This window comes from Streptomyces sp. NPDC056580 (assembly GCF_042793175.1).
In the GTDB taxonomy this organism is placed as follows: domain Bacteria; phylum Actinomycetota; class Actinomycetes; order Streptomycetales; family Streptomycetaceae; genus Streptomyces.
The window spans coordinates 53,142-72,807 of the sequence record NZ_JBHTVE010000007.1; the positions used below are offsets into that span (position 1 = coordinate 53,142).

13 protein-coding genes and 4 pseudogenes are annotated in these 19,666 nt (G+C 69.9%); 11 read left to right on the forward strand and 6 right to left on the reverse strand.

Going from position 1 to position 19,666, the window contains the following annotated elements; translation table 11 throughout:
* Positions 1-240: 240 nt before the first annotated feature.
* Positions 241-1,509, forward strand: a complete 1,269-nt coding sequence (locus ACFQ9Z_RS16670) for a hypothetical protein (RefSeq protein ID WP_383017368.1) — start codon at positions 241-243, stop codon at positions 1,507-1,509.
* Positions 1,510-2,067: 558 nt separating this feature from the next.
* Positions 2,068-3,990: a glycoside hydrolase family 5 protein gene (locus ACFQ9Z_RS16675; RefSeq protein WP_383017371.1), complete on the forward strand. Its 1,923-nt coding sequence runs from the start codon at positions 2,068-2,070 to the stop codon at positions 3,988-3,990.
* A gap of 468 nt (positions 3,991-4,458) precedes the next feature.
* Here ACFQ9Z_RS16675 and ACFQ9Z_RS16680 read toward each other — a convergent pair whose 3' ends face one another.
* Complete coding sequence (locus ACFQ9Z_RS16680) at positions 4,459-6,261, reverse strand: hypothetical protein (protein ID WP_383017374.1); 1,803 nt, start codon at positions 6,259-6,261, stop codon at positions 4,459-4,461.
* 673 nt (positions 6,262-6,934) lie between these two features.
* Here ACFQ9Z_RS16680 and ACFQ9Z_RS16685 point away from each other — a divergent pair.
* The 4 genes and pseudogenes from ACFQ9Z_RS16685 to ACFQ9Z_RS16700 form a co-directional block, all read left to right on the forward strand.
* Positions 6,935-7,066: pseudogene (locus ACFQ9Z_RS16685) on the forward strand (transcriptional regulator); the annotation flags it as partial.
* A gap of 1,094 nt (positions 7,067-8,160) precedes the next feature.
* Entirely contained in the window at positions 8,161-8,487 is a 327-nt protein-coding gene (locus ACFQ9Z_RS16690; RefSeq protein ID WP_383017377.1) for a MerR family transcriptional regulator, read from the forward strand.
* A 134-nt stretch (positions 8,488-8,621) separates the two neighbouring features.
* Positions 8,622-9,240: pseudogene (locus ACFQ9Z_RS16695) on the forward strand (hypothetical protein).
* A 491-nt stretch (positions 9,241-9,731) separates the two neighbouring features.
* Positions 9,732-10,139 (forward strand): STAS domain-containing protein, encoded by a 408-nt coding sequence (locus ACFQ9Z_RS16700; protein WP_383017380.1) that lies wholly within the window; start codon positions 9,732-9,734, stop codon positions 10,137-10,139.
* Positions 10,140-10,917: 778 nt separating this feature from the next.
* Here ACFQ9Z_RS16700 and ACFQ9Z_RS16705 read toward each other — a convergent pair.
* Positions 10,918-11,052 carry a hypothetical protein gene (locus tag ACFQ9Z_RS16705; RefSeq protein WP_383017383.1) on the reverse strand — a complete coding sequence of 45 codons (135 nt, stop codon included), beginning with the start codon at positions 11,050-11,052 and terminating at the stop codon, positions 10,918-10,920.
* A gap of 162 nt (positions 11,053-11,214) precedes the next feature.
* Between ACFQ9Z_RS16705 and ACFQ9Z_RS16710 the strand changes: the two genes are divergently transcribed.
* Complete coding sequence (locus tag ACFQ9Z_RS16710) at positions 11,215-11,643, forward strand: VOC family protein (RefSeq protein ID WP_383017386.1); 429 nt, start codon at positions 11,215-11,217, stop codon at positions 11,641-11,643.
* Positions 11,644-11,803: 160 nt separating this feature from the next.
* Here the strand turns inward: ACFQ9Z_RS16710 and ACFQ9Z_RS16715 are convergent, their stop codons facing one another.
* Both ACFQ9Z_RS16715 and ACFQ9Z_RS16720 read right to left on the reverse strand, forming a co-directional pair.
* A complete protein-coding gene (locus ACFQ9Z_RS16715) occupies positions 11,804-12,172 on the reverse strand; it encodes a hypothetical protein (RefSeq protein ID WP_383017389.1) in 369 nt (122 codons plus the stop codon).
* 63 nt (positions 12,173-12,235) lie between these two features.
* Complete coding sequence (locus tag ACFQ9Z_RS16720) at positions 12,236-12,799, reverse strand: ArsR/SmtB family transcription factor (RefSeq protein ID WP_383017392.1); 564 nt, start codon at positions 12,797-12,799, stop codon at positions 12,236-12,238.
* Between the two features lie 67 nt (positions 12,800-12,866).
* Between ACFQ9Z_RS16720 and ACFQ9Z_RS16725 the strand changes: the two genes are divergently transcribed.
* The 4 genes and pseudogenes from ACFQ9Z_RS16725 to ACFQ9Z_RS16740 form a co-directional block, all read left to right on the forward strand.
* Positions 12,867-13,436 carry a dienelactone hydrolase family protein gene (locus ACFQ9Z_RS16725; RefSeq protein WP_383017395.1) on the forward strand — a complete coding sequence of 190 codons (570 nt, stop codon included), beginning with the start codon at positions 12,867-12,869 and terminating at the stop codon, positions 13,434-13,436.
* Positions 13,437-13,869: 433 nt separating this feature from the next.
* Positions 13,870-16,143 carry a telomere-associated protein Tap gene (tap, locus tag ACFQ9Z_RS16730; protein WP_383017398.1) on the forward strand — a complete coding sequence of 758 codons (2,274 nt, stop codon included), beginning with the start codon at positions 13,870-13,872 and terminating at the stop codon, positions 16,141-16,143.
* A 57-nt stretch (positions 16,144-16,200) separates the two neighbouring features.
* Complete coding sequence (locus ACFQ9Z_RS16735; protein WP_383017401.1) at positions 16,201-17,124, forward strand: transposase family protein; 924 nt, start codon at positions 16,201-16,203, stop codon at positions 17,122-17,124.
* A gap of 61 nt (positions 17,125-17,185) precedes the next feature.
* Positions 17,186-17,684 (forward strand): annotated as a pseudogene (locus tag ACFQ9Z_RS16740) (IS5 family transposase); the annotation flags it as partial.
* Here the strand turns inward: ACFQ9Z_RS16740 and ACFQ9Z_RS16745 are convergent.
* Together ACFQ9Z_RS16745 and ACFQ9Z_RS16750 are read right to left on the reverse strand one after the other, a co-directional pair.
* Entirely contained in the window at positions 17,643-18,200 is a 558-nt protein-coding gene (locus ACFQ9Z_RS16745) for a DUF4253 domain-containing protein (protein ID WP_383017404.1), read from the reverse strand. The pseudogene ACFQ9Z_RS16740 and the gene ACFQ9Z_RS16745 sit on opposite strands and share 42 nt — an antisense overlap.
* Before the next feature lie 546 nt (positions 18,201-18,746).
* A pseudogene (locus ACFQ9Z_RS16750) lies at positions 18,747-19,288 on the reverse strand (dethiobiotin synthetase).
* Positions 19,289-19,666 lie beyond the last annotated feature (378 nt).

Consider the following 19,666-nt stretch of genomic DNA (forward strand, 5'->3'; position numbering starts at 1 on the left):
TGCACTGCGTACTTCCGAACACTCGATGAAGGGGCCTCGAACTGGAGTCGTCTCGGCCCGACTGCGTCACGGCTCTGAGCGCAGCCGAGTACGGGGACGTCGTCAGCCGCGACCAGCCGGTCGCGTACAACCGCTCTGCGCCGGACGGGCAACCGTGCGCGGTCGGCGGGAGTCTAGCGAGCGGGGACCGTTCCCTCGGAGACACCGTCTGTTCACTCGCCCCCAGCAAAGGATTTCTCCGTGCCGACACCCTCACCAGCCCTAGGCACCTTCCGGTCTTCTGTCGCCGCCCTCGGCGCGGCAGGTCTTGTGGCACTGGCCACCGCGCCTGCCGCCTTCGGCGAAGAGAACACCCCCGACCTGGTCGTCGGGGGCGTCGCGCCGGTCAGCGGGCTGCGACCGGGAGACGGTATCGACGTTTCGGCCACCGTGGGGAACAAGGGCACGGTGACGGCCGGGAAGGTGTGGGTCGCCTACTCCGTCACCCGAGGGCTCGACTTCGCCCAGGTGCCCTCCAACTGCCAGGCGCAGCACGTGCGGTCCTACGACGAGATGCCCGAGCGGTGGACCGCGGTGTGCGCGTTCGACCAGACGGTGGAACCCGGCGCCGTCTACACGACCGACAGGCCCCTGCGCGTCACGGCTCTGGACCGCGCGCTCAACGACGAACTGCGCCTGCGTGTCGAGAGTGCTGATCCGGGAGCCGATGACAACGGCAGCGACCCGGTGCCGGGAACCGCACCGCCTGTGAAGCTCGTCGCGGCGAAGGCCGGGGGCGCGGGGTCGGCGCGCATCGTCGACGTGCCCGTCACCACCGTGAACACGGCCGACTACCAGGTGACGGGTGCCGCACTGAGGGGGAGCCTCGGGGACACGGTCACGATGAAGGTGAAGTTCACCAACGCCGGACCCGCCTGGGTATGGCCCAGGGAAGGGGACGAGGCCGTCCGCGTGGTGATCACTCCTCCCACCGGAACTACGGTCGTCAAGCGCGGCAGCTTCTGCCGGGCCGAGGACGGGGCGTACGTCTGCGGCATGCGGTCGCTCTACGAAGGCTCCGGGGAGACCTACGCCTTCGACCTGCGCATCGACAAGCGTGTGCCGGGCGCCAAGGGGTCCATAGCCTTGAGCACCGAAGCCCGGCCGTTCGATCCCGACAAGACCGACGACCACGCCGACATCACCCTGGACGTAGCGGGCGGTGGCTCCTCCGGCTCGGCAGGCGGCTCGGAGGGGTCGGGTGGCTCCGAGGGATCATTGGGCGGCTCGACCAGTGGCACGGACGGATCGACAGGCGGCTCGAACGGCTCGACGGGCACTTCGACCAACGGCTCGGACGGCGGATCGTCCTCCACTGTCACCGGCGGGACGACGAGCGGCGGGACGACGAGCGGCGGCAACCTCGCGGAGACCGGCTCCTCCGTGCTACCGGCCGCCGGCGTGGCCGCTGCGGCAGTAGCCATGGGAGCCGGCGCGCTGCTCGTCCAGCACCGTCGCCGCACCCGGTGACCCGACTGACCTCTTGCCGATCTGCCCGTGAGCACCTGGCCTGGTCCGGGGCGGTGAACCGGTGCGGGGGCCCACGTCGAGGCGTCGACCGTATTCGTAGGCCGCCTGCCTCCACGACGCGGGCGACGGCGTGGTCGAGGTCGTCGACGTAGACGGCGGGATGCTGCCAGCCGAAGTCGCACGGCAAGGCCGGCGACCGCTGCCGCGGGGCGTCGAACTCGAAGAGTTCCAGGCCGGAGCCGTGCGGCAGGGCGAGCATCCGGATGGACCGTTCCAGGCTGCCCGGCGGCACGCCCAGCCGCCGCTCCGTCGCGGGCCCGCTCTTCGGCCCGTCCCTCCGGCGCAACGTGTCGTAGAGCACCTCGGCGTCCAGCGCCCGGACGGAGAACTCGGTCGCGGCCTTCGATCCCGCGCACCCGGGGCCGCCCGGGTTACATCTGAGCCGCCATGGTGCACGGATCGCGCCGCATCCGTCGGCCGGTCTGGACCTTCCAGGCGGGACAGGGCACCGTACAGCCCCGGAGAAGGGTTCCCCCACACCGACCGAGGGCTGTCCACATGTCGATGGCACCAACTGTCCTGCGTCTGGCCGGAGCAGTCGCCGGCCTCGTGCTCCTGGCCGCGCAGACGACCACGGCGTCCGCCGCGCCGCCGCCCCGCTCGCCCGCCCCGACCGCCGCCTCGGCGGCGGCCGAGACCTGGTACCCGCCCCTGTCCACCCGGGGCCGCTACATCGTCGACGCCCGGGGGGAGCGCTTCCGGCTGAAGGGCGCCAACTGGGACGGCGCGCAGGGTTCGTGGACGGGCAGCGGCGACATCGGCGATCCCGCCAGCCATCATGCGGGTCAGGACTCCCACGGGATACCGCTCGGTCTCGACCGCGTTCCGCTGGACGGGCTGCTCGCCGACTTCCACGAACTGGGCGTCAACACCGTCCGGCTGCCGTTCTCCAACGAGATGGTCCACAGCACGGCCGCTGTGCCCGACAGCGCCGTGAGCGCCAACCCGCAGCTGCGCGGCAGGACACCGCTCCAGGTCTACGACGCCGTCGTGGACGCGCTCAGCCGGAGCGGGTTCGCGGTCGTCCTCAACAACCACACCAACACCTCCCGTTGGTGCTGCGGTGTCGACGGCAATGAGCGGTGGAACACCGGGCAGTCCACCCGGCAGTGGGCCGACGACTGGGTCTTCATGGCCCGCCGCTACGCCGGGGTCCCGGGCGTGGTGGGCGCCGACCTGTACAACGAGGTCAGGCGCAACGTCCTGGACGACCCCAACTGGGGCCTGGGCGACGATCACGACTGGTACGCGGCCGCCCAGCTCGCGGCGGACCGGATCCTCACCGAGGGCAACCCCCGGCTGCTCATCGTCGTCGAAGGCATCAACTGGACCGGCCTGCCCGTCGACGGCCTCCCGCACGGAAGGCCCCAGCTCACCCCGGTGCGCACGCTCTCGCACACGCTCGTGGACGCCCACAAGCTGGTGTACTCGGCCCACTTCTACGGCTACACCGGTCCGCACCACAGCGGCGCCACCGGCATCGGCGAGACACACGACTTGCGCTACCAGGACATGACCCGCGAGCAGTTGGGCGCGGCGCTGGACGACGAGGCGTTCTTCGTCGAGGAGAGCGGCCGGCACTACACCGCGCCCGTCTGGGTGAGCGAGTTCGGCATCGGGAGCGGCGAGACGAACCCGGCGGCCCGCACCTGGTTCGGCAACATGACCGACTACCTCGCCGACCACGACGCCGACTTCGCGTACTGGCCGCTTGTCGGCTTCGAGGGCCACGACGACTGGGCACTGCTGCGCTACGACGGTGCCGGGCACCGCTCCGGTGTCCTCGACGCCGCCGACTGGCGCGGCACGGCCTGGCGGCACCTCATGTCCGCGCCCGGCACGGCCGGTCCCGTGGCGTCCGTGCCCGTCTGGCGGATGCTCGCCACCGACCACGGCGACGCGGTGGAGTCGCTGCGCACACGGGCCACGGGCGACTGGGACCCCGGCGCCCGCAAGGCCGCCTGCCCGGACGGGCTGCGGCTGATCGGCCTGGGCCACACCAGCGGCCGCGGCCTGTGCACCGACGCCGGCAGGGCGGCTCCTGCCACGGACGCGGGGCAGACCGTCGTCACCGACGAGCGGTACGTGCCCGCCGGCGGCGACTGGGCGTCGGGGTACACCAAGCTCCAGTGCCCGCCGGGCGCTCTCCTGACCGGTTACAGCGTGCGCGGGGAGCGGGTGTCGGCTGCGCTGTGCGCGCCAGGCCGTACCACGCTCGCGGGGGCCGCCCGCACTGTGTGGTTCGACCGGTCCGACAACCGCCCCGGCGGGGCGGCGGGCGGTGACTTCGCCCAGGGCGACTACAAGGGGCAGTGCGCGGCGAACGAGTACGCCGCCGGTATCGCGTTCACCACCCGGTTCGGCAGCCGCCCCGGGCCCGACGCCCTGCTGTGTGGTACGGGTGGTGGCGAGCCGGGGTGATCAGGTGGTTGAGGATCGGGCGGCGGGTGGCCCGGAACGAGGTCTGCGGTGCGGCTCCCGGCGCCCCATGGCACCCGGGCCTCCCGGCGGTACGTCTGTGTCGTACCCGAGTACCCGGCGGGGAGGGCCCGCCGCACCCGGTTCGAAGCGTGCAGACCCCGCGTACGAGCCGGTCAGGCGGTCGGCGCGAGAGACGGGCGAGGCCTGGCGCTCGCCGCCGCCCCTGCCGACCGCCGGGACTCCGTCCCCTACCAGGCCGGCGGCAGGACGGTCCGCGATGGAGGAGGCCCGTGGGCAAAGGATCGTGCCGCCGGCGGTGGCACCGACCGTCGCACCGGCTCCGCCGTCCGCGCCCGCTGCTGCCCCTTCACCGACCGGCACGTGGTTCGGGTCCGGGACCGGCGTTCTGCGCGGGTCGGGTGGCATAGGAAGCTGGCCCGTCCGACTGACCCTGCATCAGCAGCGCCATCACACCAACAATTTGCCGAACTCCGAAACCGCCTCCCCGTACCGGACGTTCCAGCCCTCAACCACGGCCGCCTCCAGGACGGGCGTCTCCACGTCCTCCAGCAGCCGCGGCGACGGTTTCCCAGACGAGTTCTCGTAGTTGAACGTGATGACGTCCAGGAACACCGGACGCTGCAATCGCGTGCTGTCCAGCCTCAGCAGCAGCGCCTGGGCGAGCGCCGGGTAAGGGGTGAACTCGGGGTTGCGGAGCCAGTCGGTAAGCTCCGCCTCCGGCACGCTGTAGTCGACGGCCGCCTCCTCCAGCGCGTCGATGAACGCGGTGGGCGAAGCCTGCACCTGGAGGAGCCGGCTCAGTTCGCCGCGGCCGGCGGCGTCGAGATCCGGCGGCTGGCTGATCAGCCGGAACGCCTGCCTCAGCCAGTTCTCTTCAGCCAGCCGACGCGTCGCCAGGTCGCTCCACGGCGGCTCGGGCGTCGGCCTGCGGAACGGCGCCGGTATTCGCCGGTACCGCTCCGTGATCCGCCGCAGGCAGTCACCGAACTTCTGCACGTCGTCGGGATGAATCCCCTCGAACCAGCCCTGGGCCGTGAAAACGGCGGTGGCGGACGTCGTCGCCCCGTCCCCGCTGACCGTCACCACCGCGGGCGTCTCGAAGCGCTCCCCGCCCCGGGAGGTGAGCGTCAGCTCGAACATGACGGGGTCGATCGTGTAGTCGAGCGTGAACGCCGTCCCGTCCACGGGAACACTGACGCTCCCGCTCGGCGCGCTCAGCGGCACTCCACCGACGGTCCAGGCGATCGTGGGCTGTGGGTTGACGGGTTCGCCGCTGCCGCCGAACCCGGTGCTGCGCAGACCAAAGTGAGCGGTCGTCGAGGTGGCGAAGGTTCCCCGCCGGAGGGGGTCACCGCACGGCGTCGTGGTCTCCTGGACCTCACCGACCGGGCCGATGACGTCCTCGGTCTGGAGCCCTCGGACGATCTCGACCGCCTTCGCCGCGCCCGCCGTGACCGAGACGTCCACCCACTGCCGTTCGAGATCGACAGCTTCGGTGCGCACAACGAGCGGTGTCGTCGCGACGGCGACATCGGTGTCCGGCGATGCCGTCGGCACCGATCCCCGGTACCACGCGCGCGGTCCCTTGTTGGCGATGTCGACGACCGAGTGGACAACCACCCCTTCCCGCGAAAGGCTCGGCCCCAGTGGGTCCATGCCGGCGTCCCAGCCCGCCGGGACGCGGTACTCGACGTAGACCCGGCCCACCCCGCTGGCCGGCTCGCCGGGCGGGTGCAGCACGAGCAGGCACCTGCCGTCCGGCGCGGACGCCGGCACGATGCGTGCGGCGACCGGTGCGCCCGGCTGTGGGAAAGGCGCCTCGACCACCCGCCCGGCCAGCGCGTCCGGCATGAACAGATGCAGGTTCGCGCGCGAGAGGTGCGGGCCCATGGCGAAGGCTCGTGCATACGGCCAGTCGGTGACCGTCGGCCCGGTGAAGGTCGGCTGGCCGGAGTAGTGCGGCCCCGCGCCGAGGAAGCGGCCAGCGAAGGTGGCCGACGACATGAGGTCGTAAGGAGAGCCGTATTCCGTGCCGACGACGATGGTGGCGTCGGTCGCATCCCAATCGGTGCCGTTGTTGTCGAGCCCGAAGGTGTGGTCCAGACCGACGAGGTGGCCGACCTCGTGACACATGAAGGTGAGGTCGCTCGACATCACCGGACACACGGCGACCGGTAGCCCGTCAACGCCATCCGTGCCGCCGTCGAATCTCTGGGTGATCGTAGCGGGCTGGCCCGGCTGGCCCGCCATGGGATTCGGGACGATGCGCTGTCCCGGGTGGCTGATGACGATCAGACCGTCGAGGTGGGGCCACTCCGGGGGATTGGGGAACCGGGCGCGCAGCGCGTCGACGGCAGCGCGGGCCTGGGCCTTCCGGGATGTGTCGGTCCCGATCGTCATGTCGACCCACGGGAACATCGACGAGTCGACGAAGTCGAGGTAACCCCGGGTGGTGTCCTCCCAGAACCGGAGCAGGGCGTGGTCGCCGGTCATGAGCATCGCGATACACGCCGGATCAGGGATGACGGGCAGGGTGGTGTCGTGCCGGGCCCGAATGATGCCGAGGCGGACGGACTTGGCCATGATGTTCAGCTCCTTGCCGGGAGGGCCAACGCACCTGTACCCGGTGGAATTCCGACACCACGCCCGGCCTCCAATTTACCGCGCGGCCCCGCACCTCGCAGCCGCGAGACGGGACGACGGGCCCTGTCGGCCGGCTGTGCCCTGTTCTCGCATAGCTGCGGCGAACGGCAGTTCCGTTTCGAAGGCGGAGGTGAGATGGGACGATGCCGACCGAGGGGGCCGACGGGGGTGTCACCGCTCCCCCGGCCCGGCAGGCCACCCCTTGACCGGGCGGTGGGCAAGACCGTCAATCCCGCCTGCACCGGATCAGGTTGGTGTGAGAGCGCCGGTGGGCGGCTGGATGGATACCGCCGACGACCTCCGCATCGACGCCCCGCACCGCGAGCTGCTCGACCAGATCCTCGACAGGTGGTCGCTCAGCGTCCTCAACGAGCTCTGCGAGCACCCGTGCCGCTTCGACGAACTGCGACGAACGCGAGGACGATGCCGACCTCTGACATGGCGCTGATTCAGGTGCCCGGCCAGGGCAGCACGGGTCGTCGTAGTCGTACACCTTGTCGGCGTGTGAAGCGTGCCCGGCTTGCACCGTAGCCGGGGCCGCACGGAGTCGGGGGCCCGCGCCACTCGGTTGCCGCGTCCGGGCTGCCCGACGGCGACCGAAGTGGTCACGTCCGGTGAGCCGGCTCGCCAGGCACATCCGGGGTGAACAGCCCGGATACGACCTCCCGGCCGTCGCTCGGAGCGCGTCTTCGCGGGCGGGCAGGCGATGTGGACCGCGTCAGCGGTGGCGTCAAGGCTGGAGGTGCAGCGGCGGCCCAGGGCGCACGGCGTCGGTGCGCGCTCTGAGATCGCGAGAGCCGGGGTCTCCACCGTTTCTGCGGCCCGCAGGCGAATCCACTGCGTCCACGAAGGCGCGGCCGGCATCAAGCACCTGAGCGATGCCGGCGTGACTGTTCTCAGCCGCGACACGGGCGCCGCTGGCCTCCGTACGTGTCGCCTCCATGTCGGTCCCGCTCCACCACCCCGCCTGGATCCGCTGGGCCGTCCGGCCCAGTCAGTGGGCGCCCGCTGAGCCGGAACGCACCCCTGAGCGTCACTCTTTCGTGTGCATTCACGGACGAACTCCATTCAAAGCCCAGGAAGAAAATCTGTCGTGGCAGCGGTAGACATTGGCGCATCACGGAGTTACTGTCTTGCTGTACTCAGGAAGTCGAAGTCGGCACGGCAGACACGAACTACCGTGCAAGCAGGCTGAGAAGGACGCGGCCCACAGCGGCCGTGAGCAGAACCGCGGTACCCAAGCAGTACAACCGAGTAACCGAAGGTGAGGAGCAGAACGCCATCAGGATCGCCCGGGCGGGAGGAGTCCGCCCGGGTACCGCAGGCCCCGGATTGGAAGGTGGTCCCCGGTCACGCATCCGCGATCCCCGCAGTCCCCGCCCTCCCAGGCGGACTCTGCGGAAACAGAAGTCCGGCGCAGTTGCCGGTAGATGGTGTTGAAAGCTCGGGGCCCGGGTGCCAGTTCGGCACCCGGGCCCCCCGACGCGTTCTTGAAAGAAGAGGTCTGTGCCCCCTGCCAGTCACCGCCCCGTCGACAACCTTGACGACGACGACTACCCCGCCTACACCATGGGCCGGGCCGCCGAGATACTCTCCACCACCCCCGCCTTCCTCCGCGCCCTCGGCGAACATCGCCTGATCACCCCCTTGCGCTCCGAAGGCGGTCATCGCCGCTACTCCCGCTACCAGCTGCGCATCGCCGCCCGCGCCCGCGAACTCGTCGATCAGGGCACACCCATAGAGGCCGCCTGCCGCATCGTCATCCTCGAAGACCAGCTCCAAGAAGCCCAGCGCATCAACGAGCAACTGCGCTCCCAGCACAGCGAGCCGTAGCCCAAGACCTCGGCCTGATCGGGGCGCTGGCGCGACATCGACACCCTTAGCCAGCTGATCATGCCGGGAACAGCTACCAGCACAGGGGGGCGCGGGAGGCGCGGGCGTGGTTGCAGGCCGCGAGCAGGACGGTGATGCCGCTGGAGTCCTGGTCGAGGTCGCGGGATCACCGACAAGTGATCAATGGAGTGCCGTGGCGACGATTGCGTACGGTTCCTCCGTCGCGTGACCTGCCAGAACACTTCGGGCCTTGGCAGACGATCTGGAGGTTCATCCGGCCTGCGACGGTCGGGGCCTGCCTCGGGCCCTCATCCTCACGCTGGGCAACGCCAACGGCGCCACCACCATGGATCCGGTCCGGGACGCACCGCGAGTACCCAACCGCGCCGCAGGCCCGTCGCGGTCATCGCCGACAAGGCGTACTCGTCACGGGCGATCCGCCGGATCACGCCTGCCGGCGCCCGTCTGTGGGCCGAACGCTCCACGATCAACGCGCCCGTTCCCGATCCTTTCGCGCTATTGACCGCAGCCGCCACGCGACTCCTCGCCCAGGCCCGGCTCGCCGGCCATCTGAACGCGCACGTCCGGCCCGCCCGCGCGGCCCGGGCCTTGGTGCGTGCGTTCTTCGGCGTGTGCTCCCTCACGGATGCGCTCGACGGCCCCGCGATGGTCACCGACCGCCTTTCCGACTGGTGGCAGTTGACCCTGCTCTCCCTCCGACCGGCGCACCAGGACCCGCCGACAGGTAGGTGACACGCATGCCCCACCATTGCGCAGTGGGCGGTGAGCCCACTGCGCGATGGGCGGTGAGCCACCTCGTGGACGGGCCGGACGACGAGTGCGCCGCCGCCGGGGTCCGCTCCTTCTGCAGTACGGCCGCGGCTCGCCGGCCTGCCGTGGAAGCAACCCGCCGAGCGAGCTGGAATCACGCCGTCCACGACCCGGTCGGCGGACGGTGACCCATGGCCCGGGCCCGTCCCCCCGGATGGGCGTCGAACCCGAGGCGGCGCCGAGATCCTGGACATACGCGCCGGACCACCGCTCGGCCTCGGCTGCCCGTTGACCATGCCCACGATGAAGCAGCTCCTCACAACAAGACCGAGGGACCGTCGAAGCCCGGCGCGGACAACCTGGGGCGGCGTGGGGCCTTCAGTTGGCCGACGGAAACCGCGTCCAGCGCGGATGAAGGTCACGGGACGGGGTAGGCGGGCTGCTGCCGTGTAAAGCCCGTTCGAGGAGAACTTATGAGCGAACCAGCAGGTCTGGGTGTTGAGGTGGCCGTGATCAGCTCCGATGCCGCGGTCATCACCGTCAGTGGAGAGCTCGACACCGACACCGGCCTCGCCCTTCAGCACCAGTTGGCCGGTCAGGTGGTGCACGGGCGACGCCACCTGGTGCTGGACCTGGCGGACGTGCCGTTCATGGACTCCTCCGGGCTGCGTGTCATCGTACGGACCGTCAACGAAATGCGGAACATCGACGGCTCCGTGTCCCTGGCCGCGCCCAGCCCAGTGGTGCGACGTGTGCTCGACCTCACCGGGGTCGGCATGACCTGCCGGATATTCGACAGCGCGGACGCGGCCTGTGAAGCCCTCCTGGGCCGGAAGGACGAGGTGTCGGATCCCACGGCCTACGACACGGTGGATCAATAGCGAATCCACTCCGCCTGAGCCCTCCGAGCACTCCATCGCGGCTATACACGAGGGAGCCTTTGGGTCACTCCGTGCGCCTGCCCAGAGGGCAGGGGCCCGGGCACCGCGACCAGTGAGACGGGAGGGCGTTCAGCACGGGTGCGTACGGGTGAGCCGCTCCGGCCGCCGTCTCGACGATCATGCTGATCCCGGGACGATCGTGCTGATCCCAGGCGGAGCGGAAGCCGTCGCGGGCTGGTTGGTGCCTCGGCTCAGGCAGCCTGTTTCCCGCAGCCCCAGGCAATTGCCGCCGGGTCGGGTACCGCTCGATGGAGGCTCGGCGCCCAGTGGGCTTGGGCCTCCACGAGGTGAAGGAGGTGGTCCCCACGCGCCACGAACCCCTCGGCGAGCGCGTGCAACGGAGACCGCCGGCTCCTCGCTCGCCGAGGCTCTCCCCGTTGCACCCCGCTCCCTCGAGCACGTAGGGGGCACAGGCGTCTGCCTCCCGCGCTCCCCGGCGCGAGCTGGTCCCTTCGGCACGCGCCTCCCTCGGTCGTCGCGGGAGCTGTCGACGTCCAGGTCCTCGGTCAAACCGCGGCGAGGGCAGTCAGCGTCGGGTCCTGGCCGGAGCGGCGCAGCGCTTCGGCGACGAATCCGGACGTCACCAGCTCGGTCACGAGTGCATTGAGGAACCGTGTGGTCTTTGGACCCCGCTCCTTCGCAGTACCCATGGCTTGCCGGATCGTCATGAACGCGGGTTCCAGGAGGCGCAATTCGGCCCGCTGGGAAACGTGCGCGGTCAGCGGTTGGCGGTGACCCCGGACGGCTCCTCGGCGGTGCCCTGAGCAAGGACTGGGTTGCCGAGGTTGATGGAGGCGCGCAGCACTCCGGCAGGGGCCAGGTCGCGCGCAAGCGATCCGTCTACAGGCGTCATGGCCCGAGCCTAAAGGGTGTTGCACGATGCCGTGAGCTGGGCAATCCCCTTGTCTGACGCGGTGTCACGTGTCCCGGGCGGTCCATGGTGCGACGAGTGGCGGGCGGATCCGCCTGGGGAATTGAGCGGCGGGGTCCGCCTGGTACGCGGTACGGTGCGCCGATGCCAGAGATCAGGACGTTCCAGGTCACCTTCGACTGCGCGGAACCCGAGCGCCTCGCCCGCTTCTGGTGCGAGGTACTGGGCTACGTCGTACCGCCGCCACCCGCGGGGTTCGCCACCTGGGACGATTTCAAGCGTTCGCAGTCGCCCGAGGAGCGGGATGCATGGTTTGCCTGCGTCGACCCTTCGGGTGTGGGCCCGCGGCTGTACTTCCAGCGCGTCCCGGAGGGCAAGGCCGCCAAGAACCGGGTGCATCTCGATGTGCGGGTCGGGACGGGACTCGTGGGTGAGGAGCGCCTCGCCGCACTTGAGGCCGAATGCAAACGGCTGATCCCGCTCGGCGCGGTCCACGTGCAGACGCTGTACGACGGCAACGACTCGTGCATCCCGATGCTGGACATCGAGGGCAACGAGTTCTGTATCGACTGAACACCCTCTGAGGCGAAGAGCGGGGAGCCACGTCCACTGGGCCTCTCTTCTCGGACAGGGCGGGAGTCAGCCCGAGAGGGCGAGGTGGTGCAGCCGGGCGATGGCGAGCATGGCGGCGTGAACGCCGTCACCTTTGGCCAGGGTTGCTGGTCCGTGGCGTCTACGTGCCGGCGCGAGCGGCGAGTAGCGGCTGGAAGAAACCTGTCTCCCGAGGCAACCGCCACTCGGGGTCGACGAACCCGGTCGCGGCTGCAAGGTGGGCCAGTCGGTCCCGGCCGATTGCCCAGTAGGTGGTCCGGCCGACCTTCACACGCCATTCTCCGCCTGCCGGGAGGAGTTGGAAGTGTGCCACGTCGTAGTGCTCGCCGTCGTCGTACCAGTGCCAGAGCTGGAAAGACACGGTCCGCTCCTTCCCGTCGGCGCCGTCGGCGTTCCGGTGGGCCTGTAGCGGCGTGGAAGTCGGGCGCTCGCGGCGCAGATCGTCGTACGGGCGCGTGCTGACCAGCAGCAGGCCGGCGGGGCGCAGCACGCGGCGCATCTCCCCATGCCCTGGCGCGTGATCAGCCGCCCGCGGTTCTCGGGCAGGGTCGCATCACTCCGCTGCAGGAAGGGTCGGGTGGTCGGCGGGGTAAATGCCGATCGCGAACCCGTACACGGTCTCGCCGGACCTCGGCATCCGGTCGAACTCATCAACCAATTCGGTCATCCGGAGCCAGAACTGGGAGGCCTGATCCTCCGAGATACGCGCATGCCGGATGAAGCCCCAGAGCTTTCCCTGCTCGAACGCCGTAGAGGACTCACGTGCAGCCACCTCGAAGTCGTTGAAGTCGCCCGGCATCTCTTCGCCGGCGGGTGAGGGCTCGGCTGCCACGTGGAACATGCGCGCGGTGCGCCCGTAGAAGCGCTCCTCGATCGCCCGAACCCTGCGCGTGCGCACCACCTGGAGCAGGCCGTTGCGGGTGAGCACGTCCACGTGGTGCGCAACCGTGCTCTTGGGTCGCTCGACCGCGGTCGCGAGCTCGGTGACGGTCGCGGCCCGCTCGTGGAGGAGCTGCAGGATCGTGGTGCGGAGCGGGTGGCTGATGGCCTTCACCTGGGCCGGCCTGGTCAGCGCCATCCGATCGGCCAGCTCGTAGTCCGGGGGGTTGTCGGCCACGATCGAACAGTCTAGCATCGCCGAACGTTCCAAAATAGTCGAACATTCAGCGAGGGAAACCGCGGATATGGCCGAAGTGCTGCTGTACCACCACATCCAGGGCCTGACGGACGGCGTGCGGGCCTTCGCCGACGACCTGCGGCAGGCGGGGCACACCGTGCACACGCCCGACCTGTTCGACGGCCACACGTTCGCCAGCATCGAGGAGGGATTCGCGTTCGCGCGAGACAAGGGTTTCGACGCGATCAGAAAGCGCGGCGCCGCCGCGGCCGACGACCTCGGCCCCGAGCTCGTCTACGCCGGATTTTCCTTCGGCGTGACGATCGCCCAGCGGCTCGCGCAGACCCGGCCCGGGGCCCGCGGGGCACTGCTCATCGACTCCTGCCTCCCGGTCACGGAGTTCGGGGAGGCGTGGCCGGTGGGAGTGCCGGTACAGATCCACGGCAAGGAAGGCGACGAGTTCTTCGAAGAGGACCTGCCGGCCGCACGCGAACTCGCCGGCGCCACGGCGGCCGCCGAACTGTTCGTCTATCCCGGCGACCAGCACCTCTTCGCCGACTCCTCGCTTGCCGCGTACGACCCGGAGGCGTCCCGGCTGCTCCTGGAGCGGGTGCGGACGTTCCTCACCTCCGCCTGACCGGCGCGGGCCGACTGCCGCGTGTTTCAGCGTCGAGCTGCGGGCCGTGGCGGCGCCGGTCACCAGGCCCGCCTGCTCGGCAAGCTGCCAGCGGTTCTTCCGTTCGACGCGCCGCCGGCGACGTCCCCCGCCGATCGCGGCGGCGCGGGTGGCGGAGCCGAGGCCGTCGGCGGCGACCCCCAGGTCGTAGTGGCCCTCGGTGCCATTCGCTGAGGCGTACGGAGTCTCCGTCCGCGTCCTGGTTCAGAATCTCGGCATCGCACCGTGCTCGCTCTTCGTCCTACCTCCCGCCGGCCGCAGTCGACTCCCACTCGATTCCGAGGCGGAACATGCTTGGTGGGCCGTGACACCCGCACGGAGAATGCTCGGCATTCGTACGCTGGACGCACGCGTTGTGACCGGTTGGTGGGTAGAGTGAGGGCGGAGGTGCTCCATGTCCGAGTTGTTCGACGCAGTGGACGCCCTGGTGGCGTCCCGGTCGCCGCTGCCGCCGCCGGCAGAGCGCAGGCGGCTGCGCCAGGCTCATGCGCTCACCCTTGACGAAGTGGCCGCCGCCCTGGGCGTGCGGCGCGCAACCATCGGTGACTGGGAGGCGGGCAAGACCGAACCGCGGCCGCCGCAGCGAGAGGCCTACGCGCGCCTGCTCAGACAGCTCACGCAGCTCTATCCCGCCACGGAGAGCACCGGTGCATCCCAGGAGGACACCGCTGCGCCGGAGACGTTCGCTGAACCACGTCCGACGGTGCCGCCAGCACCCGTCGACACGATGCCCGAGGCTGGGAGCCGGGCCGCGTCCGCTACCACACCATCTGCCGCCCCGACCACGCTGGACGCACCCGCGCCCGGCGTCACCGCCACCGGTCCCGCCCCGGCGGGACCGTCCCGTCCGGCGCCTGCCGCCCGGCCTTTGACCAACTCGCGCGGCCCGGGCGCGAAGACGGCCCCGGCGCACCCGCCAGCGGTCGGCGACGCGTACGCGCACGGCCCGTTGCTCGTCCTCGACGCCGACGCCGACCGGAATGTGACCGGCTACGGGGCCGGCGGCCTGATCCTGGATGTGCCCGCCAAGTCCCTGCCCGCGCTGGTCGAGTGGACGCTGACCGAGGCGCGGCTCGGAGCAGAACGGCTGCACGGCTCGGGCAAGGACGCCGATCCGCTGCTGGTGCTCACCGAGGCGGCGTGCGAACGGTACGGCCTGCCCGGTCAGCTGTCAGAGTCCGAGCGGCTCTCCGGGCGGCTGGCGGAGGGGCACAAGGTCATCAAGCAGCTCGAACGCGCCGGCTGGCAGCTCACCAAGCGGGGGCTGGGACCGTGGGCGCGGATCTACCGCCCCGCCCAGGGGAGCCGCCGAAGGTGCGTACAGCTGTGCATCCCGCCCTGGCGCGCCCTCGATACCCGCGCGTGGGGTCATGCCGCCCAGCTCGAGCCGGCGGAACTGGCCCGGGTGCTATGCCTGTACGCGACGCGGGTGACGACCCCGGTCGGCTCTCCAGCCGTCACCGGTCTGCAGCTGATGACCGCGCTCAACCCGCCGACCCGTGCAAGCGAGCCGGACGCCGACGGCCGTCGGCACCGCGAGCACCGGCCCGGCTCGCTGGGCACCGAACCGGTGGACCCGGCGCCGTGCGAGGCGCCCGACGGACACCCCGTTCTGGCCGGCCTGCCCCGCTTCCACGTGCGCGGCCCCGAGGAGAAGCTGTTCGAGGAGGCCTACGACTGGGCCCGGGACCTGACCGACGCGGAGTGCATGCGGCGCCACCTGGTCGGCATCGACGTGAACCTGGCGTTCGCCGCGGCCGCCAACGGCGCCGTCGTCGGTCTCGCGTCGCCGCCCGTGCACGTCACCAACCCGGCCTTCGATGCGGCGCTGCCCGGCTCGTGGCTGGTCGACCTCTCCCACGTCGACCTGAACCGGGTAAAGGTCGGCAAGCAGTGGCGTGACCTCGACGGCGACTTGCTGCCCAGCCCGTTCACACCGACCGGACAGCGCCCCGAGGGTCCAGCCTGGTACGCCACCCCCACCGTCGCCTACGCCGTCGAACTTGGTTACGAGGTGGACCCGGTGGAAGCGTGGGTGCGCCGCGAGAGCGGGCGGTTCCTGGACGGCTGGTACAAGCGGCTCCGCGACGCCTACGTCGCCACCATGAAGGACCTGGGCGTGGGCGAGAAGCTGCCCCCGCACGAGTTCCTGGAGGCGATGGACGGCTACAAGAGCCGTGACGCGGAGCTGGGCATCGTCGTGGACGCGGTCAAGATGACCGTCAAGGGCGGCATCGGCAAGCTGCGGGAGAAGGCGCGCGGCGGCGGCTGGAAGCCGGGGCAGGCATGGCCCGCCCTCGCCCGGCCCACCTGGCGGCCCGACATCCGCGCCGCGGTCATCTCCCGGGCCCGGATCAACATGCACCGCAAGATGCTGCACCTGGCCGCGGCCACCGACCAGTATCCGGTGGCGGTCCTCTCCGACTGCGCCGTCTACGCTGCCGACGGGCCCAGCCCGCTGGACGTCCTGCCCTACCGCGCCGACGGCAAGACCGTGCCGGGCTCGTTCCGGCTCGGCGTCTCCCCGGGGATGGTCAAGCACGAGGGCACCCAGAGCGTGCTGTGGGGCGCCAACGTCCTCGAGCAGCTCGCCGGCGACGGCCACGTCGCCAACCTCGCCCGCTACATCAAGAGCGGCGAGGTCACCGCCAAGGACACCGGAGAATAACGAGTTGGTGCGTGATAGCGGGTGAGGTGTCGTGCCAGGTGGTGGCATGATCCGGGTGTGGCGATCACGGTCAATCGGACAGTGCTAGCGCATCGGCTGTTTACGGGGATCTCGGAGCGTCATCTCGCGTGTCTGGTCGAGGAGTTGGCTGTGTCGTGGCAGGCCGGCTTGGAGGGCCGCCGTCATGCTGCGCGGGGTGGGGCCAGGAAGCGAGCCGCGGGTGCCGGCGCCCGCCACCAACTGGTTTTCGTCGACCGGCTGGTGGCCACACTGATCCATCTGCGACACGACCTGCCGCACTCCGTGCTGGGACTGCTCTTCGGCGTCGACCGCTCCACCATCACCCGTGCGATCACAGAAGTACGCACGCTCCTGGCCGAGCGGGGATGCGCGGTCCCCAACCGCCCCGGTCTGCGGCTGCGGACACTGACAGACGTGTTCGCCTACGCCCAGGCCGAGGGCATCGAGCTGCGCTTGGACGCCACCGAGATCCAGGTCCGTCGTCCGCCGGCCGGACGTGGCGGCCGACGCGCGTTCGTCTCCGGCAAGAAGAAACAGAACACGATGAAGGCCACCGTCATCGCCGACTGGCGTGGCCGCACGTTATGGACCGATGCCCTGCGGCCTGGTCGTATGCACGATGCCACGGCCGCCCGCAACGAAGGCATCGCCAGCTGCTTCCAGCACTTCCCCGACGCCGAGGTCCTCTTGGACGACGGCTGCCTCGGCCTGAGCCGCGACCACCGCGGGCAAGCGATCACACCGCCCAGAAAACCGCGTCCGGGAGCACTGCCCGGCAGAGTCGAGCAGTGGGAACGCGACCGCCACGGTCACCCCTCCGACCGCATCACCGTCGAACACGCCCTCGCCGATCACAAACGCTGGAAGCAACTGACCCGCTGGACCCACCGCCGCGACGACCTGCCCGACACCTACCGCGCTATCGCCGGCCTCGTCTCCGACCGCACCGTCAACGCCTGAAATCCGGCCACGACCAGGTCAAACACGCCCCACCCGCTATCACGCACCAACTCGTAAATGGGGGAGCCATACGGGTCCCTCGCCGGTCGACCGGGGCCGGGCCGGCTCGAAACACCACCTGGTCGCCGACGGGCACGGAACCCCGCTTGCGATCATCCTGACCGGCGGAAACCGCAATGACGTCACCCAACTGCTGCCGCTGCTTGACGCGATCCCACCAATCCACGGCCGGGTAGGCCGTCCCCGGCGCAAGCCCGACTCGCTATTCGCCGACCGACCTGTACCGCGACCAAGTCCGGGCCCGTGGCATCGTGCCGGCCATCGCGCGCCGCGGCACCCGACACGGCACGGGGCTTGGCACCTATCGCTGGGTGATCGAGTGGAGCTTCGCCTGGCTCCACGGCTTCCGGCGCCTGCGCGTCCGTTGGGAACGCCGAGCCGACATCCATGAAGCCTTCCTGAAACTCGCCTGCTGCCTGATCACGCACCGGCAGCTCAGCTTGCTGTGTCGGCCGTTGTCAGTCCCACCAAAAGGACCAGAGGGGAGAGTTGACGAGTGAGGCGGCGTAGTCGGGATACGGAACGGTGCCGTCGTTGATGTTGTCGGCGCCGGTCAGCACATGTTCGAGAGCGAGATGGGTGGCATGATCGGCGTCCCGGGGCGGCCGCGCGACGGAGACGTGAATCATTGCGCCGTCAAAGGCGACGACCCGTGCGCCGAAGCGGTCCTCCCAACTGCGGAGCAGGGCGCACAGCAGGGGCAGGGGGGCTTGTGTCTGCCAGCCCATGACCGCGGGAATGTCGGCGGAGCGGGCGGCCGCAACCAGGGCCAGATGAGGCTTGGGCAGCGGGTAAGGGTCAGCCATGAGCCGGGCGATGGCGGTGCGGGCGGCGGCATCAGGGTCGTCGTTGGCCAGGGAAGGAAGGCAGGCCGCCAGGCCGGGCCAGCGGTCGAACGGCGCCCCGGGATCCTCGTTCCAGGGTTCGACGCCCTCTGGCAGGTCCTCCGGCTCTTGCGGCGCCGCAAGCTGCCTCAGTTGGAAGGCTCGATAGGAGTGCCAGTCCCGTTCCAGCACGTCGTGAAGGTCCAGTGCGTCGACGGACGCGAGGGCGGTGGGCCGCCCAGGTCCGTAAGGGGCGGAGACGAGCAGTGGCCACAGTCCGGTTCCCTCGCGTCGACCGTGGCAGTGCGTCCACGACCCCACGGGATCCGAAACTGGTTCCTCGGATAGCCACATGCGCGGTGGTGGGGCGTCGCCTGGGACGACTTCGGGGAGGCAACGGCCTGGCGGAAGCCCATCGGGCAGTGACGAGTACATGCGCGCACGTTAGCCGCGGGCACCGACACCGCCCATCACTGATCGGGGCAGACGCAGCTTACGAGACATGCCGGCACGGCAACGCCCCCGGCGTGCCGTGGGCTTCAGAGCTGTCTGAGCTGCCCCTCCGCATGGGCCTCAGCCTTGTACTACTGCCTGCAGCGACAGCCACGAGGGCGCTCTGCACCAACAGAAAGAAGTTCATCCGGCTAGAGAAAAGCTGCAGGTCTGCATCGTAATGAGCCTGCGCTCGATCGTAGGCGTGCCATAGATCTGCACGATCAGGTTCATTAGGCAGAGCTGTCACACGACATCACCTGTTGCGGCATCGGGGCCAACCATCGAGACCAACATCCCTACCGCATCTTCCACCGAGTCAGCCACCCGCAGCTCTGAATTATCGATTTCACCAGGCAATCGCAGTTCCCATCCGCCGATGACAATCGTGGGCTTGCTCGTGCGTACAGCTAGCGCCATTTCACTCAGGGTTCCCCAACTTCCACCTACGACGATCACAGCATCAGCGCTCCTTACGACCAGGCCGTTGCGCAGCTCTCCAAGGCCGGTCGGCAAAGCTACTGAAAGGAACGCGTTTCCCTTTGCCCGCGTACTTTCTGGAAGGAGTCCGACCGTGATACCCCCCTTGCTCTGCGCCCCCTGGCACACTGCCTCCATGCCCCCCCGAGTCCGCCGCAGACCACGATGCAATGCCGTTGCGCCAGAAGCCTTCCCAGTCGCTGAGCCGTCTCAACCTCGGACGGCGTTGCCGCCTCGGGACCGACTACTGCTACGTATGGCACCCTGCGAGGCACAGGGGTGGAATGTGACGATGTGTTTTGGGACATGGTGGATCTCCCGGCTCTAGTTTCTCCCTGAGCTTGATCACCTGAGTCTGACGCGTGAGCTTCTTTGGCGGCCTACCGACATACGACAACAGGCGTGCTTCGCACCGTTCCGGCTGCCGCAACCAGAGGACAAGCAGTAGTACCCGGCGGCAGCTGATCAAACGTTGTTGGGCAGCGAAATGCTCCTCGCCGATGCGCGAGCAGCTCGCCCTGGAGGGAGGACGTCGCTCGTCCACCGAGGCGAGGGCGAGGGCGATCGCCAGGTCAGCGGCGGGCACCGGTCCAGGCGAATTCAATGTCTCCCACCCAGTCCAGGGCCGTGCCTACCGGGTCCTCCCACCCCTGCCTGAGGCCTCGACGGAGCCCTGTTGCAGGCCG

Bases quoted from the DNA above. Each gene is read 5' to 3' on its own strand.
- ACFQ9Z_RS16675 (WP_383017371.1), top strand. From the start codon at position 2,068: ATGTCGATGGCACCAACTGTCCTGCGTCTGGCCGGAGCAGTCGCCGGC.
- ACFQ9Z_RS16680 (WP_383017374.1), bottom strand. From the start codon at position 6,261: ATGGCGGGCCAGCCGGGCCAGCCCGCTACGATCACCCAGAGATTCGAC.
- ACFQ9Z_RS16700 (WP_383017380.1), top strand. From the start codon at position 9,732: ATGAGCGAACCAGCAGGTCTGGGTGTTGAGGTGGCCGTGATCAGCTCC.
- ACFQ9Z_RS16705 (WP_383017383.1), bottom strand. From the start codon at position 11,052: ATGACGCCTGTAGACGGATCGCTTGCGCGCGACCTGGCCCCTGCCGGA.
- ACFQ9Z_RS16710 (WP_383017386.1), top strand. From the start codon at position 11,215: ATGCCAGAGATCAGGACGTTCCAGGTCACCTTCGACTGCGCGGAACCC.
- ACFQ9Z_RS16725 (WP_383017395.1), top strand. From the start codon at position 12,867: ATGGCCGAAGTGCTGCTGTACCACCACATCCAGGGCCTGACGGACGGC.
- tap (WP_383017398.1), top strand. From the start codon at position 13,870: ATGTCCGAGTTGTTCGACGCAGTGGACGCCCTGGTGGCGTCCCGGTCG.